The organism is Phycisphaerae bacterium, from assembly GCA_035384605.1.
Taxonomy (GTDB): Bacteria; Planctomycetota; Phycisphaerae; order UBA1845; family PWPN01; genus JAUCQB01.
The window spans coordinates 1-15,111 of sequence record DAOOIV010000039.1 but is presented as its reverse complement, the minus strand read 5'-3'; the positions used below and the strand labels follow the sequence as shown (position 1 = coordinate 15,111).

The window sequence follows — 15,111 nt, the reverse complement described above, 5'->3', positions numbered from 1 at the left end:
GACCCGATTCATGGCCGATTCGCCAACCCCAGCCGAGCCATCCTTTGTCGGACCTAAACCTATCGAGGCACTGGTCATCAGGCCCTGGCCTAAGATCATTCTCATGCTGCCAACGCTCTTTGCCGCCCTGATCTGCGGAATCCTCATGCTCTGGTATCAGATGCCCACCGCAGAGGCCAACGCCACTTTCGGTGCCGTCCAACACTACATCGGCCTCTTCTTCCTTGTGGTACTCGCGGTGAACCTGACCATGTTGCTGTATGACCTCAGCCTGAAAGGCTTTATCCTGGTAACGCTCCTCATCGCCGTCCTGATACTTGTGCTGGCGCTGATCAACCGCAGTGCCGAAACATCGATCTGGGCGATCATCGGCCGCTTTCTCAGCGTCAGGGTGGTGGCCAACGACCGGTTCTACTTTCTGTTCGCCATGGTGTTGCTCTTCAACCTTGGAATCGCCTGGATCATCACCCGCTTCAACTACTGGAAAGTCGAGCACAACGAGATCATCATCCACCGCGGCTTCATGCACGAACAGGAACGGCACCCCACCGCCCAGGCCCGCTTCAAGCTGGTCATCGAAGACGTCGTCGAGTACGCGATTCTCGGAACCGGCAAGCTGGTCTTCTACTTCGGCGACAGCAACACCCAGCACGAATTGAGTACCGTGCTTTTCGTCCATCGCAAAGCTAAGAAGCTGGACGAGCTGCTTGGTCGCCTGGCCGTCACACAAACCGCCCCCACCGAATCGTAAGACCCGATACCGAGGCTCACAATGCCCACTTCAGCCTCGCCGGCCTTTCCGCCGACGGAAAAGGCTGTCGTAGAGATTGGCGTTCACGGCAACAGGCCGTTATCATAGGGGATCAAAGAGACCAAAAGCTGAGAAACAGAGGACGAAAGGACCATGCATTATCCGCGTAAGATCAGTCGCAGAAAGAAGATACGTAAACAAGGTTTTCGTGCCCGTATGCGGACTTCCAAAGGCCGCAAACTCATCAATCGACAACGCCGCCGAGGCCGTCACACTCTGTCCGTCATGCGGTGACCCGCCGGCACCGTCCAAGCGGGGTACCCAGGGAAACCCTTTACCTGTGATCATCGAGCCGGTTTGCGAGCGGCGGTCTTCGAGGGCTTCAGGCCTCGAGTCTCGGCCTCTGTCGGCGAGCTGAACTGCCGGCGGTTCGCCTTTTTGATTCGCTTGACCGAAGGTGAGTCCGGGGTGTGGTAGACATCACTGCTGAGACTGGCCACCACGGGTTGCGTGGCGGGCGGCCCAACGGACTTCGTGAGAAAATCGACGATGGTCTTTTCGATCCCGGCCACCTGGCCCAGCATGCGTGTACCGTGCAGGGCCATCTGGTCGCCGGCCTGTCCGGGGAAAAGTTGCACGTTGGCTCCGGGCACAATCGCCGCCAGCGCCTCGGCGGCGCTCCGTTCGGGCTCTGCAGCCAGCATCAAGAGCGGCCGACGGCCGTACTTGCGGGCGTCACGCATCGAGTCGATGCCGAGGTACTTCGTCCCGGGCGTCAGCCACACAACGGCGTCCACGGAGCGGTCACGGCCGGCGTAGTTCATCACCACGCTGCCGCCGACGCTGGCACCAACGAGCACAAATCGCCCCGTATCGACTCCTGGTTGATCAGCCAGCCACAGGTAAGCCGCCTCCACGTCACGATACATCTCCCGAAACAGTTTTGGATCGCGATCCCCCACCCGCTTCGGCAGGTTCATCGCGGCCGGGCCGACGCTCTGGCCGTGACCACGCACGTCAATGGCAAGCGCGGCAAAGCCCGCCATATGCAGAAATGGCAGCAGCGGCAAAAAGTCCTTATGGTCCGTGTTGTACATGTGTAGCAGAATGGCGATCGGAGCCATGTCTTCCGCCTGGGCCCGCGACGGCACAAACGTGCCGTGGATTTCGATACCGTCGTCAGTGGTGAAACTGACGCGACGGGTCTCCATTTGGGAATGCGTCTCGGCCGGGCGCGATGTGGCGGCTGCACGCGCCGCCGGCGCAACGCCCAAAACCATCGCCGCATGAACCGCGGCTATCAGAATCCCGGATACCACCCGCTTCATGTGGCCCCCCTCGTCGCCGAGCCCGCTATCTGCCTGCCGGTCCCGGCCAGTCGGCTCTCAGGAACCGGCCGTTCTTGCTAATGACCTTGCCGTCGGCCTCAACCACGCCCCCCTGCCGCAAGTCGCAAACCATGTCCCAGTGCAACGCACTCTTGTTGCGGCTACCCGTTTCAGGATAGCCCGCTCCCAAGGCCATGTGGAAGGTCCCGCCGATTTTCTCGTCGAACAGCGTGTTCCGCGTGAATTGCCGTATTGAGTAGTTCGTGCCCAGGGCCAGCTCGCCCACAAAGCGAGCACCCTTGTCCTGGTCGAGCATCTGGATCAGGAACGGCTCGCCCTTGCTCGCTGAGGCCTCGACCACCTTACCGGCTCTGAGCCGCAAACGCACGTCCAGCACCTCCTGACCGCGATAAACGGCCGGAAAACTGAACTTCACTTCCCCCTCCGCCGAGTCCTCGATCGGCCCGGTAAAGACCTCGCCGTCCGGGAAGTTCTCGTGTCCATCACAGTTGACCCATCGCCGTCCTTTCACGCCAAACCGGATGTCCGTGCCCTGGAGCGTCTTGAAACGCACCTCGCGGGCCTTGTTGAGCACGTCGCACACCCGCCTCTGACGGGCGCTCACTTTGCGCCACTCGGCGGGTGGGTCCTTGCAGGCCAGCAAACCAGCCCCGTAAACGAAATCCTCATATTGCGACAGCGACATCTCGGCATCCTGAGCCGAAGAGTGACAGGGAAACTGCGTACCCGACCAGCGCAGCTTGCCCTTGCCTTTCATGGCGGCACGTTTCATGAAGACATCCATGAACTGCCGCCGGGCCTTGCTGACCGCGGCTTGTTTCTCCGGAGGAACGCGCGTCATGGAACGTGTGTTGTCGTTTGCCCAGATGCTGATCGAACAATCCACGTTCTTGATCTCATGAATGTTCAGCGGGTTGCTATAGGCCAATTGCCTGGGCCGTGCATGCTCGAAGAAGATGTCGGTGCACTCGTCGTCAGTCACGCGAAGAACCGGATGTCCGCCGGCGATCACAACCTCGCGGTAGATCGCTCGAATCAGCGGGATGGCCGTGATCGAGCCGACGATACGCACCACGTCATCCCGCTTAACGGCCACCGAGTAGTTCACCAACACCTGTGCGAGCTTGTCGATTCTTGGATCGCGCATGGGACAACCGTTGCTCCTGTGTATTCGATACGCTTGCAAGGGCTGGCTCTGCTTCCCGGCCGCCCGTGCCGATGGCAGGATACTCCCCGACGTTCTGCGTCGCAATGGCGTGCCGTGACGTCGCAGCAGGGCAGCCCCGTAGGCCCTCTTACCGGTGCCATCCGTTCCCGACTCGAGGATAAAGTGCTCCTCCGCGTTCCGGCGAAGCTCTCCCGCTCTTGAATGCGAATGCCCTCATGGTGCCTCAAGGGCATGGCGACGTGAATACATCCCCATCTCGGTTTCCATAGCGCATCTGTCAGAACCTGACAGGTTGTCTCCAGATGCTTTTCCGATCAGCAAATGCCTTCGTCGTAATCGGGATACTGCGGCGGCGACTTGCCGTGCTTCTCGATGATTCGCGGGTAACGGCCGCGGCGGCGGTGACCGTCGGTTTTCACCACCGTAATCTCGTGCCACCAGGAGTCTCCGAAGTCGAAAAGGTACTCGAACTTGCGCCCCCGATGTAGGTTGAGCGAATCGATCGTCGTTCGGGATGCGTCATGGGGCGCAGGGCCATCCCAAGGGTCGGCTTCCTCCGCAGCGTAGGGATGCGTGAATTCCACGGCGTTGCGGCTTGGGCGGCGCCGGCCCCGATATCCGCCGGGCGGCTCGAAGTAAAACGAATAAAGGTGTTCGTCATAACGTTCGAAGGCTTCGAAGATCGCGAAGTGCAGATCCTCAAGCGTCTGATTGCCTGGAACCTCAATGAGCCGCCAGATGTCTGGCGAGTACTTGAGGGCGACCTTGAATGTGTACACGGCTGTTGGCTGCGATTTGACCATGATCGTTTCCCTCAAAGGATTCTTTATCATATTCCGGGCTGGCGACATCGTGACCGGCGAACAGATGACTCCCGACACCGACACACCTCTGATTGCATGGCCCCGGCACACCCGAGTCTCGGCGATACGACGTCGTTCCGCAAGGCCCAAGGCGTTGGCCACACGCCATCCCGGGCAAAGCTTGCGATGCGAAGAAGGAAGTCAGCGCGAACCCGCAAACACGATGCCCTTCTTGACGAGCCGAGAAGTTCAGCCCCTCTGTCCAACGTGTGTATCGCCGACGCCGTCATCGGTCTATTGCTGCCGGAGGCCATCAGCGACGAAGAATAGCCCCTTAGGGGCTTACCAAGCCCTCTTTGGTTGCGGCCGAAGGCCGCCTTGGGCTGTTGGTCCTTTGGCCTGACAAGAGGATGTCGTGCGGAGCACGACCTACCGGGCTGCAGACGGGAGGAGAACCACGGATTGCACTGATGACACGGATGGAGGGATGACGCTCAGTCCTTATCAGTGATACCCCCGCCTGCGGCGAGGCAAGCGTGTGATCCGTGGTCAGACAGTGCGGAATGGGCGCACGGCCAAGACCGGCCGTGGACTGTTTTTGTGACTCTTTGTGTTTTTTGTGGCTAACGGTCTTCTCCGTTGCCGGGATCCCAAACGAACATCGAAACTCCGTGCCTACCGGACGAGCCTCTGCCACAACCGGCGGCCGATGCCCGTTTTGAGCCGCTTGTGAGCATCGAACAACAATCGGGGGATGTCCAGCTTCTCGGGGCACCGGGGCAGGCATTGGCCGCACTTCGTGCACCGGCTTCCCGGCCAGCCGTGGAACCAGTCGTTGCTGCCGTCCAGCAGGTTGTAGCGGAAACTCCCGTAGGCGTTCATCTCCAGTCCGACCGCGAGGTTTCGCAACCGCAGAATCTCCGGGATGTCGATGAACTCCGGGCAGGGCAGGCACCGGCCGCATTGGGTGCAGAAGTCGCCCCGCAGCTTCTCACGGATCGTCCGGTCCCACCTGGCAAGCGCAGCCTTCTCTTGTTCGGTCAACGGCCCGACGTCGTCCGCCACGGCCATGTGGGCGTCGAGTTCCTCGGCAACCGCCGGCCCCAGCGACAGCGTGTGGATGCGGGGGTCGCTCAGCAGCCACCGCTGGTTCAGATTCATCGGGTGCAGCGGGGCCGAGATCCGAGTCAGGACCTCCGGCGGCTTGAACAGCATACCACCCTTTTCGTTGGGACTGATGATGAGCACCCCCATGTCCAACTCAGCCGCCCGGGCAATTACCGGCGCATGCGCCTGATAGAACCAATAGTAGTGAAGGTTAATCGATTCGAAGAATCCGGTGTTGATCGTTTTGAGCACAAGTTCGGTCTTGCCGTGGGTGGAGAAGCCGATGTGCCGCACGGCGCCCGAATCCAACAGCTTGCGACAGGCTTTAAGCGTGCCGTTCTCGTCCATGGCCATCCGGAACTTGTCCTCGTTGTTGATGCCGTGGACGTCGAGATTGTCCAGCACGTCGATGCCCATCTTGCTCATGCTGGTTTCGAACTTGTTCATGAATTCGTCATAGGTCTTGCACGGTCCGACCTTCGTCGTGATGTGGACTTTGCCCCGATCGATGCTCTTGAGGGCGTGGCCAAGCAGTTCCTCGCTGTCGTCGTAACCGCGGGCCGTCTCAAGGTGGTTGATGCCCAGTTCCACTGCCCGCCGTACGACGCGAGCACTCTGGTCCAGGTCCTTGCTCATGTAGCGCATGAGCCCCAGCGTGAGCACCGACAGGTTCATCTCCGTTTTGCCGAAGCGGCGGTGTTGCATTCACTGCCTCCGACATCGTTTCGTCGCCGACTTCACCTCGTGTGCTTGATCGCCAAAGACCTATGCTCTGAGCCTATCATCAGTGCATTGTCGGTAGAAGCGAATTGGCCCGCAAGCTCTCTGCTTGAGCGACGATCCGGCCCCTGTGGCCGTTGGCGAGCGTTCGCCAGGCCTGTCTGCGGCCGTCGAAAGCTTGCGGTGTCGCACTTACGGATGGAGTGCCGCGCATGTCACGTCGGCGCGGACGCCCGATCCGCTGATGCAGCCGAGAAAGATTCCCAGCTCGGTCGCATCGACGAAGTCATCGCCTGGGTTCAGGAATGTGTTGCTGCAAGCCGGATCGGTTTGCGGAACGGCGAAGCCGGACATGCACTCCTGCAAGTGTCCGAAGTCCGTCTGGTCGACGTCGCCGTCCCCGTCAAAATCCGGCTTGACCGACTGGATCTTGAGCTGAACAGCGACGGTCTGAGGGGTGTTCACGGCGTTTCCGGAGACGGTGATCGTGGCGTTATAGATGCCGGCCGTCATGGCCGGCGCTTGCGGGTAGCTCACGACGATCGCGTCGGTTTCAGTCGTCACCGAGCCGGCCGGCGGCGAGACTTCGAGCCAAGGGGCATTCACGGATACCGTGTAGTCCAGGCTCCCGACACAGACGTTCATGACAGCCAGCAGGTCGTCGGCGACACCGCTTCCGACGAGGATGGTGCGCGTCAGTGACGAAGGACTGAGAGCAAGCTTGGGCTCGGCGACGGCCGCGGTACTGAAGACCACGTCATACATTCCAATGCCGGTGCCGGAGTCTGAGAACGTCAGAAACAAGTTGCTACCGAAGCTCTTGATCGAGTTGGGGACGTGCCCGCCCACGTGGCTGGTGATTCGGGTGATTGTCGGGTCCCATTGGCCGTTCATCCGGCCGCGATAGCGCATTCTCAGTTTGTGATCGCAGCAGAAGCTTTCCCAAACGACATGAAGATTACCGGCGGAGTCATAGACCGCCGAAGGTGTGCGATCGATGTCGTCAACGTTGTCGGAGATGCTCTGCGGCGCGGACCATGTCGCACCGTCGTCGTGGGAAAACCTGGCGAAAACCTCAAACCACGGATCGTCCTCACATGGATCGGTGCACGGCAGCGACTTAGTGTAGAACGCGCCGATCTCGCCGGACATCGGACTGAAGGCGAATCGCATTCCCCCGGCATCGTCCACCAGCTTCGTACCCTTGCCGGCCGGCCAGACGCCGGTCGACGGTTTCTTCTTGAAATAAGCGTCTCCGTCGACCCCGATGGCGATCCAGAGCATGTTTCCTCTGGCGGCGATGTCATCCCCGCGAGGCCAATTGCCGTCGTCGTTGTTTCCATAGATGAGTTCGGTGGTGTTCCAGGCGCCTCCCAGGGGCTTGTACCGACCGTAGATGCCGTTTCGCACCGGGGCACTGCTGTCAAAGAGGTGCCCGTACATGAAGTAGATGCCGCCGGAGCCGTCGACCGTCACCTGCTGAATGAATGAGCCGCCGCCGGGATTGACGTCGATCTGGGCCGGACTGCTCCACTGTCCGCCGCTAACGGGCTTGGTGCGCCAGTAAAGCTTGTTTTTGCCGTAGAACGTGTGCAGCATGTCGTCGGGCGTGATGACGATCTTGGGGGCCGATCCCTTGCCTCCCTGTGAACCAAGGGATTGAGGCGAGGACCAGTCACCGCTCAGGTCGGTGACGTAGAACGTCTCTCCATAGTCGTCGAGGAAGCTTTGGTAGACCATGTGCACCTTTCCGAAGGCATCAATGGCCGGATTCCCGTCCACGGCGTAATGCCCGACGTCACGGCTGACGTTGGTCGGCGGTGACCAGTTGAGGCACTGGCCGTCGACTGTCGGCGATGTGCGCAAGCAGGAATGGAACAGTAGAAGGGCCAATGCGACGGTTCGGGACACGCCTGAGCCTCCTCCCCGACAGCGGCAAGTCTATCCCCCAGTGGCCCTTCCCAGCATATCGGGTCTCGCACGCAGGGACAATACTGAAACGTTTTTTCAGGCGTTTTCCGTCGGGCGTCGGCAGGAATACGCGGCGAGTCGAAGCCGGCGGCAGCGTTCAAGCTCCCGATTCTCGCCGCAGTGGGTTCCCGGGGTCTACTTGCCCAACCCCATGACCAGCACAATCAGGTCCAGCACGAAGAGCAGCACGATCGTCGCCTCGAGAACCAGCATCCAGCGGTTGGTCTGGTCCTGCTTGTGCAGGCTGTAAAGGCTGTCAAGCGTGTTGAGCTTGCCGCCCACGACGCGATGCCAGTCACCGAGGTGAAATCGCTCCGAAAGCATCTGGTAGATCCGGGCCAGGTGCCAGTCACCGAAGAACTTGGTGATGTTCGACAGCTCATCGCTCAGCCGGGCCAGATCGATGCGGATCTCCCGCAGCGCCGCCATCACGGGGCTGCGCCCGCGAAGCCGGGCCGATTCGAGGTCGCGGTATGACCGCATCACGGCCTCGTCCAGAAGCCGGTCGTAGGCCTCCAGCTCGGTGAGCTGGACGTTGGCCAGCTCCATGATGTACAGCGTTTCCTCCATGTCCTGCGGGTCATTGATGATGATCGCCGCATCCCAGTCGACCATCGTGAGGTCGTGCCCGTAGTAGCTGCAATACCGGGACGTTGTCTCCTCAACTTCCTGTTCCGACAACAGCGACATGTCCTCTTCCTGTGTCAGGATCGAGGCCAACTGCCGGCGCCGGTCCTCCAACCACGCTTCAGCGCTGAGCAGCGAACCTTCCTCGGTCACCAGCGGCGAAGTAATGCAAAAAACCGTGTAGGCCTCGCCTTCGCCGACCTGACTCACCGGTCGATCGCAATAGGGAATAAGTTCTTTTCGGACCTGCTCGGCCAGTTCCTGCACCCCCTCGGTCAGCGAGCCGTCGGCGAATTGCAGGTCGTGATAGTCCACCAGTTGCTCGATGCGGCTCACCTTGAAGGGTACACGGACGGTGATGCTGATCGCTCCGACGCTCAGCAGCTTGACCGCCCGCTCGACGGTCACCGGCCCGTGCGGCCCGACCCGTTCCTCCGGCGGCAGGTTGATCATGTTCGGCCGATAGAAGACCAGTTGTCGGGGGCTCCGCTTGCTCGGGCCGACGGAGACTTGCACAATCGGTTGTCCCAGCAGGTTGCCCTCCGGCTGCCGCAAGAACTCGTAGGCGATGTCAAATGAGTAGATATAAACCACCTGGCCGCTGTAAAACGGAATCCGGCTGGACAACTCGGGTAGGTTTGACATACAGTTTGTTATCCTGCAAGAGCTTCAGTCCGTCGGCTTTTCATCGTACCGTCGCGTCGGCTGCCTGGCTATCTCCGGTTTCGGCGAACCGGGCGTTTCAGCACCGGTCGGCCGATGTGCGGGATACTCCAAACCGTAGACCGTCCTGACAGCCTCGGCAAGAGCCGCCTGATTCGAGAAGCACCAGGAGTCCTTCCGGTCCCGTCCGCGGTCCTTGCCCCTTCCCCCACAGCCTTTCATTGCGGCGTTTCTCGCGACTGCTGTCGCATGGGCCAATCGCAGGGCCGAGGCCAGCTTGATCAGCTCGGGAATCTCGAGCCGTGATTCCCCCTGCGTCAGAGCTTGAACAAGACGGCTGACCAGAATGATCCGGCTGCCGGCCGCCACTTGACTGCCGTACGCGGTCGGCATGCATCCCAGGATCGCCGCCGCAAGGTTGCCGGCGAAGCACGGCTCCGCAACTCTCTCAAGTTTGCGGGCGTACGTTCGGAGGTTGTCCCGACTCACCCCGAACCTTTCGGTCAGCCTGAATCTTGCCTCGATCGCCTCCAGCGTGGCGCACCCTTCAGGGCGCGCCAGGATCGCCCGGTCCAGCGCCCGACGCGTCGAGAAAGGGACCCGCTTGTACACGGCGGTCCGCGCCAGAGCCTTCTTCCATGTTCCGGTCTTCTCCAGATCGGTCGTCGGCAAGCCACTCTGTGCATCCGCCATACAAGATGCTTGGGTTTGATCGGTTTGAATCATGGTGCCCCTCATCGGATCGACTCCTTGTTTTTCGACAGAACGTCCTCGCCTTGACAGCGGCGGTCCCGGACCATTCTCGGCCCCCATTCGGCAGCGAGCGTACAACACTCCGACTGCTCCGCTTACGGCGATCCTGACGGAACAAGTCTCCCGACGCGTCTTATCGGAACAGATTCCGTGACCGGCGTTTGCCCGGTGCCCCAAGGTTAAGTCGTTATCTGCGCTCACCGAATGAGAGGATAGAGGGAACGGGCGACATGCCCAGGGTGTCAGGCCGCCGAAACTGCCGCGAGGCGTCTGGCGGGCACGGGTGTCTGCTGTGCCGGTCGGCACGAGGGGAGCCCTGGCGGAGCCGGGGGTTCAGTCATGGCTTACGCAATTGAGTTGAGTGCGAGGCAGTCCAGCCGCACGCTGGAGCAGGCTGTCCGTCACCACGCGGAAATCCTGATTTATCCGCGCCTCTTCGAAGACGGGGATCCGATCGTCTCGCGTCTGGTGAGCATTGAGACGCCGATCGGGTGGCAGTCGCGACGACCTTGCCTGGTGCTTGAGACGTTCAGTGCCGGGCCCGTTAACCGGAACGACACGGCCGACAAAGGCGAATCCGAAGCGGCAGGCCTCGATTCCCTTGTCGGCACCTACTGCGACGTGATGCTTCAACTCGGCGAAAACCGTTATCTTTTCTCTTCGGACGTCGTCGCGGTACAAGGGGCCTCCGGCACCGGCGCCCGACCCCGCATTTATCTGGCTCGACCGGAAACAGTCCAGGTTGCCCAGCGCCGCCGGTCCTGGCGTTTTCGCCCCGCCCAATCGTCCCGTGTCGAGATGACCTGGATCAACGCGGAGAAAAGCAAAACCGAGGGCATCGGCTGGTTGTGCAACGTCAGCGCGGAGGGATTGGCCTGCCGGACCGAGATGGCCGTGGCCGAACAACTCGGGATCGGAGAACAGGTTTGCCTCTCATTCGCGCTCACCCCAGGCGACCCCGAGCGGTTTGTCATTGATGCCGTTTTGTGCAATAAGACTCCCGCGGGCACGGAAGGTACCATGATCCTCGGTCTGCAATTCCTTGTCGGGCAGGGCCATCAGGCTTCGGCAGCGGCAGCCGAGGCCTTGCGACGAAAGCTCCTGGCCCGTTACGCTCCCGTGGTTGACACCCCAGGAGGAGCCGCGCAATGAACACGCTTTTTCCCATGGAAGCCGCACATCAGGCGAACGTGCTGGCCGATGCCATCGAAGATCTCAGGCCCGCTCTGGCCACTTGGCGTCAGGGTGACCGGTGGGCGGCGTATGAGACTCGTTTCGTCAACGTCGATTACTCCGCCGGCGAGTTGACCCTGCAATATGACGCTTCGGAGCAGGGCGTGCCCGAACTCTCAGACGGGCAGGAAGTGTGCGTCTCATTTCGGCGCGGCCGTCGCCGCTGTGCTTTTGACACCGTTGTCCTCGGCCGGGGCCGCGCGCCCGTCGGTGATGCGGAGACGGTCTCCACCATCCGTCTGAAGTATCCGCGCGAGTTGTGCGAGCTCCAACGAAGAACCTACTATCGCCAGAAGGTGCCGGCGAACGTCGTCGTCCCAGTAAGCCTGTCGATCGCCTCGGACGGCGCGACAACCGCGGCCGATGCCCGCGGCAACTTGCTGGACATCTCTCCTGACGGCATGGGCGTCCATGTGACCGAAGGTTCGGGGATGTCGTTCGATGTGGCCTTCCTCGCTGACTGCACGCTGCATGTTCAGGCTGGTGCGACGCCGATCCGCGTTCGCGCCCGTGTGTGTTCGCGGACGAATACGCCTGATGGCCTGGTCCGCTTGGGCTTGCAGTTTGTCGACGACGACCAACTCGCACGTGCACGCGCCGATCTGGCCCGCTTGCTGGCCAGCGTGCGGACGTGAACGGAATCTCTTCTTCGCAGGATGCATCGAAGCCCCGCAAAACGCACCCAAGCGACCTCTTGCCAACGGCTGCGCTCCTTGTCGCCACGGCAGTTTCTCTCTAACCTGTCTGATATGTTGAAATACGCAGTCGTTGAGATACCGGGAGGTTCGGTCGGTTTTGTCGCCACGGACAAAGGCGTATCCAATGTCGTCCTTACCGGAAGCCGACCCTCGCAAATCCGAAAACGCTTGTCCGGAAGGTTGCCGGATGCAGAGTACGCCCCCGGCTTACTCCCGGACTTTCAGCGGCAGTTGCGGGAGTACTTCGCCGGCCGGCGCAGGAAGTTCGACGTGAAGCTGGACCTGTCGGCGCTGACGCCCTTTCAACGGCAGGTGCTCGATCGCTGCGCCCAGATCGGCTACGGCCGAACGAAGACCTATGGTCAACTGGCTCGCGAGGTCGGGCGGCCCAAGGCAGCCAGGGCCATCGGCGGAGCGATGGCGAGAAACCCGCTCCCGCTGGTCATCCCTTGTCATCGCGTGGTGGCCGGCGACGGTTCGCTGGGCGGCTTCTCCGCCGAGCAGGGGGTCAGCCTGAAACGCCGATTGCTCGATATGGAGGCAGGCCGGCCTGCAAGCCGCCTGCTATTGCCTCGGCGCCGCAGACGCCCCGCCGGTTGAGGGGGGCCTTTCAGGATGTGTTGATGTACCCGTTTCTCAAACGCGCTGTCGATATCCTGGTCAGCCTCGTACTGATCGTCCTCTTTTCACCGGTGATCCTGGCCGCCGCTCTGGCCGTCAAGCTGTCATCGCCCGGACCGGTGTTTTTCGTCCAACCCCGCGGAGGCCGCTTCGGTCGGCCCTTCATGTCGATCAAGTTCCGCACCATGCGGGCCGACCATGTGCATGACGTCCACGAAGTCGTGCCCCTGACTCATCCCAACATCACCCGGCTGGGACGCTTCATGCGTCGGTTCAAAATCGACGAGTTGCCCCAGTTGTTCAATATCCTTCGCGGCGATATGTCCCTCGTCGGCCCCCGACCGACGATCATGGAACAGGTTGTCGCCTACAACGACTTCCAGCGACGACGCCTCGACGTGCGTCCGGGGCTGACCGGTCTGGCCCAAGTCAACGCCACCGCCGCCATGAGCTGGGAGGAACGCATCAAGTACGACGTCTACTACGTCGATCATTGCGGCCCGCTCCTGGATCTGCTGATTCTGGCCAAGACACCGGTGGTGGTTCTGCTGGGGGAGGAGCGATTTGCCCGCCCCTTTGAACAGAGTCCCTATGCCCGCAAGCAACGATATAGTACCCAGGACAATCCTGCGCAGAATGATTCTTGTAACATCCGCTCCTGAAACAGTTTAGGCCTGACCGGCTCCAACCGGGCCGCATCTTGCCATTTGGTTGGTGGGTATTGATAATGAGGAGGACGTGCCGCACAGACCCATCACGAAGCATTGGAGGCGTGCCATGTCGATCCGGGGAAGCTCTGCCACGCCCTTTTCTGCCGCACTGTTGTTGTCAACCCTTGCCTTTGTCGCCTGGAATGCCCTGGGCTTGCCCCTGTCAACGGCCGCGACGTCGCAGCCGGCGGTGACGGTGGTCAAGGCCACGACGACCGCCCCGGCCGAGACGGGAGTTGTCCGCAAGGCCCTCAAGCGGCTGGTGACCATTCCCAGACCGGGCACCGAACTGCCGGATGAGACGGTCCGACCGTCGAAGGCTTCCCCGGCGCCGGTGGTTCCGCAGGGCAAAACGTCCGGCGCGGCACCTGCGGTCAAGCCCGTCCAGAGAGCCATTCTCAGAGCCGGACAAAACAGCGAGCAGCAACCCCAAACCGAACAACCGCCGGCGGATCAACCGCAGCCCGCACCGGAAGCTTCATATGTCTACCCGGTGCCCGCGCCATACGTTTACGTGCCGCCACCCTATGTGCAGATGCCGCTCAATGAGATGAGTCCCGCAGACCGCGAGTGGAACAGTTATCTCAGTTTCGGTGGCAGACCCTGGGGATACGGATACGGCTATGGATACGGACCTTACTACGGTGGTTACAGCTATTATCCCGGCGAGTCCTGGGGCGATGCATATCGCTTCGGCTTCACCAGCGGTTACAACTACTGGCGATTTCATAAGACCTCGACCGAACGCCAGGAGTCGGTGGCCGTTCACGCCCTCAACGCCATGGACAGGGGGCTGAAGTTCTATAGAGAAGGTAAATACCGCCAAGCGATCGACGCCTTCAAGCTTGCCGCGGAGACCGACCAGGGTGATCCGGCCGCTCGCATCTACGCTGCTCATGCCCTGTTTGCCACCGGCCGCTATCGCGAGGCCATGCCCTTCCTGGCTCGGGCTTTTGAACTGCAGCCCAAGCTTGCACTACTGGACTACGACATGCGCGGGGATTACGGGCGACCGGCGGATTTCGAAGCCCAGGTCCGGGCGCTTGAGTCGGCCTTAGCCCAGTCGCCCTCCAGCGTCGAGCGGCTCATCATGCTCGGCTATGTCCGGTTCTACTCCGGCCAGAAGGACGCCGCCTACGATCCGCTGTCCAAGGCCAAGATACTCGATCCGGCCAACGCCCTGCCCGATCGGCTCCTGCCCCACTGCACCCCGCCGGACGTGGTGCTCGACAGCCAGAAGACAGCAGCAAAACCCGCGACCACGCGGTAGTCTGCGAACCGAGGGTAAACTCTCACGATGAACCCCGTCAGGGGTCTCCAACCGGGTTCGTGCGTCCCATGATCAGGCCTGATCCGAAAGCGCTGGTTCACCAGAGAAGAGGAGTGGTGCCATGATTCGACCGATTTATCCGTTGGTGGCGGTACTTGTCGTTGTGTTGGCAGTTCCGACGTTGCTGACTGCCCAGGAAACCGAGCTCAAGATCTCGAAGATCGCCCTGTTCTCCAGCGGGGTGGGGTACTTCGAACGCGAGGCCGAGATCGACGGCAGCGCAGCCGCCGAGCTGAAGTTCCGCACCACCCAGATCAACGACATCCTCAAGTCGCTGGTGATCCAAGACTTCGGTAAGGGCACGATCAGCGCGGTGGGGTACGCCTCGCATGACCCGGTGGACAAAGCGCTGAAGAGTTTCGCGGTTGATATCACCGGCAAGCCCACGATGGCGACAATTCTGGGCCAGCTCCGCGGCGAACCGGTGGAGCTCACTGGCAGCAAGGCGGTCAGCGGGATCATCGTGGGCGTCGAGAAACTGAGGATCGCGAGGGAGAAGGAGACGGTCGAGATCGATGTGCTGAACGTGCTGACCGAAAGCGGCCTGCAGCAGCTCAAACTCAGCGAGATCGGCGGCGTCAAACTGAAAAACGAGAAGGTGAACGGC

General features: G+C 61.3%; 15 protein-coding genes. 8 read left to right on the top strand and 7 right to left on the bottom strand.

Annotated features, from left to right (window positions below; genetic code table 11):
• Positions 1-10 precede the first annotated feature (10 nt).
• Both PLL20_10640 and rpmH read left to right on the top strand, forming a co-directional pair.
• Positions 11-751, top strand: coding sequence for a hypothetical protein (locus PLL20_10640; protein ID HPD30444.1), 741 nt, complete (start codon positions 11-13; stop codon positions 749-751).
• A 153-nt stretch (positions 752-904) separates the two neighbouring features.
• Complete coding sequence (rpmH, locus tag PLL20_10635; protein ID HPD30443.1) at positions 905-1,045, top strand: 50S ribosomal protein L34; 141 nt, start codon at positions 905-907, stop codon at positions 1,043-1,045.
• 50 nt (positions 1,046-1,095) lie between these two features.
• Here the strand turns inward: rpmH and PLL20_10630 are convergent, their stop codons facing one another.
• The 7 genes from PLL20_10630 to PLL20_10600 all read right to left on the bottom strand — a co-directional run bounded on the left by PLL20_10630 (position 1,096) and on the right by PLL20_10600 (position 9,885).
• Entirely contained in the window at positions 1,096-2,079 is a 984-nt protein-coding gene (locus tag PLL20_10630) for an alpha/beta fold hydrolase (protein ID HPD30442.1), read from the bottom strand.
• A 25-nt stretch (positions 2,080-2,104) separates the two neighbouring features.
• Complete coding sequence (locus PLL20_10625) at positions 2,105-3,247, bottom strand: aminopeptidase (GenBank protein HPD30441.1); 1,143 nt, start codon at positions 3,245-3,247, stop codon at positions 2,105-2,107.
• Between the two features lie 335 nt (positions 3,248-3,582).
• Positions 3,583-4,071: a plasmid pRiA4b ORF-3 family protein gene (locus tag PLL20_10620; protein HPD30440.1), complete on the bottom strand. Its 489-nt coding sequence runs from the start codon at positions 4,069-4,071 to the stop codon at positions 3,583-3,585.
• A 675-nt stretch (positions 4,072-4,746) separates the two neighbouring features.
• Positions 4,747-5,883, bottom strand: coding sequence for an aldo/keto reductase (locus tag PLL20_10615; GenBank protein HPD30439.1), 1,137 nt, complete (start codon positions 5,881-5,883; stop codon positions 4,747-4,749).
• A gap of 207 nt (positions 5,884-6,090) precedes the next feature.
• Positions 6,091-7,809 carry a hypothetical protein gene (locus PLL20_10610; GenBank protein HPD30438.1) on the bottom strand — a complete coding sequence of 573 codons (1,719 nt, stop codon included), beginning with the start codon at positions 7,807-7,809 and terminating at the stop codon, positions 6,091-6,093.
• Between the two features lie 195 nt (positions 7,810-8,004).
• Positions 8,005-9,141, bottom strand: coding sequence for a hypothetical protein (locus PLL20_10605; protein HPD30437.1), 1,137 nt, complete (start codon positions 9,139-9,141; stop codon positions 8,005-8,007).
• 24 nt (positions 9,142-9,165) lie between these two features.
• Complete coding sequence (locus tag PLL20_10600; GenBank protein HPD30436.1) at positions 9,166-9,885, bottom strand: hypothetical protein; 720 nt, start codon at positions 9,883-9,885, stop codon at positions 9,166-9,168.
• A gap of 366 nt (positions 9,886-10,251) precedes the next feature.
• On the opposite strand from PLL20_10600, the gene PLL20_10595 reads away from it, so the two are divergent.
• From PLL20_10595 to PLL20_10570, 6 genes are all read left to right on the top strand, one after another.
• The gene (locus PLL20_10595) at positions 10,252-11,064 is read left to right on the top strand and encodes a hypothetical protein (GenBank protein HPD30435.1); all 813 of its coding nucleotides are present in this window, start codon (positions 10,252-10,254) and stop codon (positions 11,062-11,064) included.
• Positions 11,061-11,780 (top strand): PilZ domain-containing protein, encoded by a 720-nt coding sequence (locus tag PLL20_10590; GenBank protein ID HPD30434.1) that lies wholly within the window; start codon positions 11,061-11,063, stop codon positions 11,778-11,780. The genes PLL20_10595 and PLL20_10590 overlap by 4 nt, the downstream gene beginning before the upstream one ends.
• 231 nt (positions 11,781-12,011) lie before the next feature.
• A complete protein-coding gene (locus PLL20_10585) occupies positions 12,012-12,443 on the top strand; it encodes a methylated-DNA--[protein]-cysteine S-methyltransferase (protein ID HPD30433.1) in 432 nt (143 codons plus the stop codon).
• A gap of 23 nt (positions 12,444-12,466) precedes the next feature.
• Entirely contained in the window at positions 12,467-13,126 is a 660-nt protein-coding gene (locus PLL20_10580; GenBank protein ID HPD30432.1) for a sugar transferase, read from the top strand.
• A 115-nt stretch (positions 13,127-13,241) separates the two neighbouring features.
• A complete protein-coding gene (locus PLL20_10575) occupies positions 13,242-14,444 on the top strand; it encodes a tetratricopeptide repeat protein (GenBank protein HPD30431.1) in 1,203 nt (400 codons plus the stop codon).
• A 121-nt stretch (positions 14,445-14,565) separates the two neighbouring features.
• Positions 14,566-15,111 (top strand): hypothetical protein (locus tag PLL20_10570; protein HPD30430.1); only part of this gene is annotated, 546 nt, incomplete at its 3' end.

Bases quoted from the DNA above. Each gene is read 5' to 3' on its own strand.
- PLL20_10615 (HPD30439.1), bottom strand. From the start codon at position 5,883: ATGCAACACCGCCGCTTCGGCAAAACGGAGATGAACCTGTCGGTGCTC.
- rpmH (HPD30443.1), top strand. From the start codon at position 905: ATGCATTATCCGCGTAAGATCAGTCGCAGAAAGAAGATACGTAAACAA.
- PLL20_10640 (HPD30444.1), top strand. From the start codon at position 11: ATGGCCGATTCGCCAACCCCAGCCGAGCCATCCTTTGTCGGACCTAAA.
- PLL20_10590 (HPD30434.1), top strand. From the start codon at position 11,061: ATGAACACGCTTTTTCCCATGGAAGCCGCACATCAGGCGAACGTGCTG.
- PLL20_10595 (HPD30435.1), top strand. From the start codon at position 10,252: ATGGCTTACGCAATTGAGTTGAGTGCGAGGCAGTCCAGCCGCACGCTG.
- PLL20_10620 (HPD30440.1), bottom strand. From the start codon at position 4,071: ATGGTCAAATCGCAGCCAACAGCCGTGTACACATTCAAGGTCGCCCTC.
- PLL20_10600 (HPD30436.1), bottom strand. From the start codon at position 9,885: ATGATTCAAACCGATCAAACCCAAGCATCTTGTATGGCGGATGCACAG.
- PLL20_10575 (HPD30431.1), top strand. From the start codon at position 13,242: ATGTCGATCCGGGGAAGCTCTGCCACGCCCTTTTCTGCCGCACTGTTG.
- PLL20_10580 (HPD30432.1), top strand. From the start codon at position 12,467: ATGTACCCGTTTCTCAAACGCGCTGTCGATATCCTGGTCAGCCTCGTA.
- PLL20_10625 (HPD30441.1), bottom strand. From the start codon at position 3,247: ATGCGCGATCCAAGAATCGACAAGCTCGCACAGGTGTTGGTGAACTAC.
- PLL20_10605 (HPD30437.1), bottom strand. From the start codon at position 9,141: ATGTCAAACCTACCCGAGTTGTCCAGCCGGATTCCGTTTTACAGCGGC.
- PLL20_10630 (HPD30442.1), bottom strand. From the start codon at position 2,079: ATGAAGCGGGTGGTATCCGGGATTCTGATAGCCGCGGTTCATGCGGCG.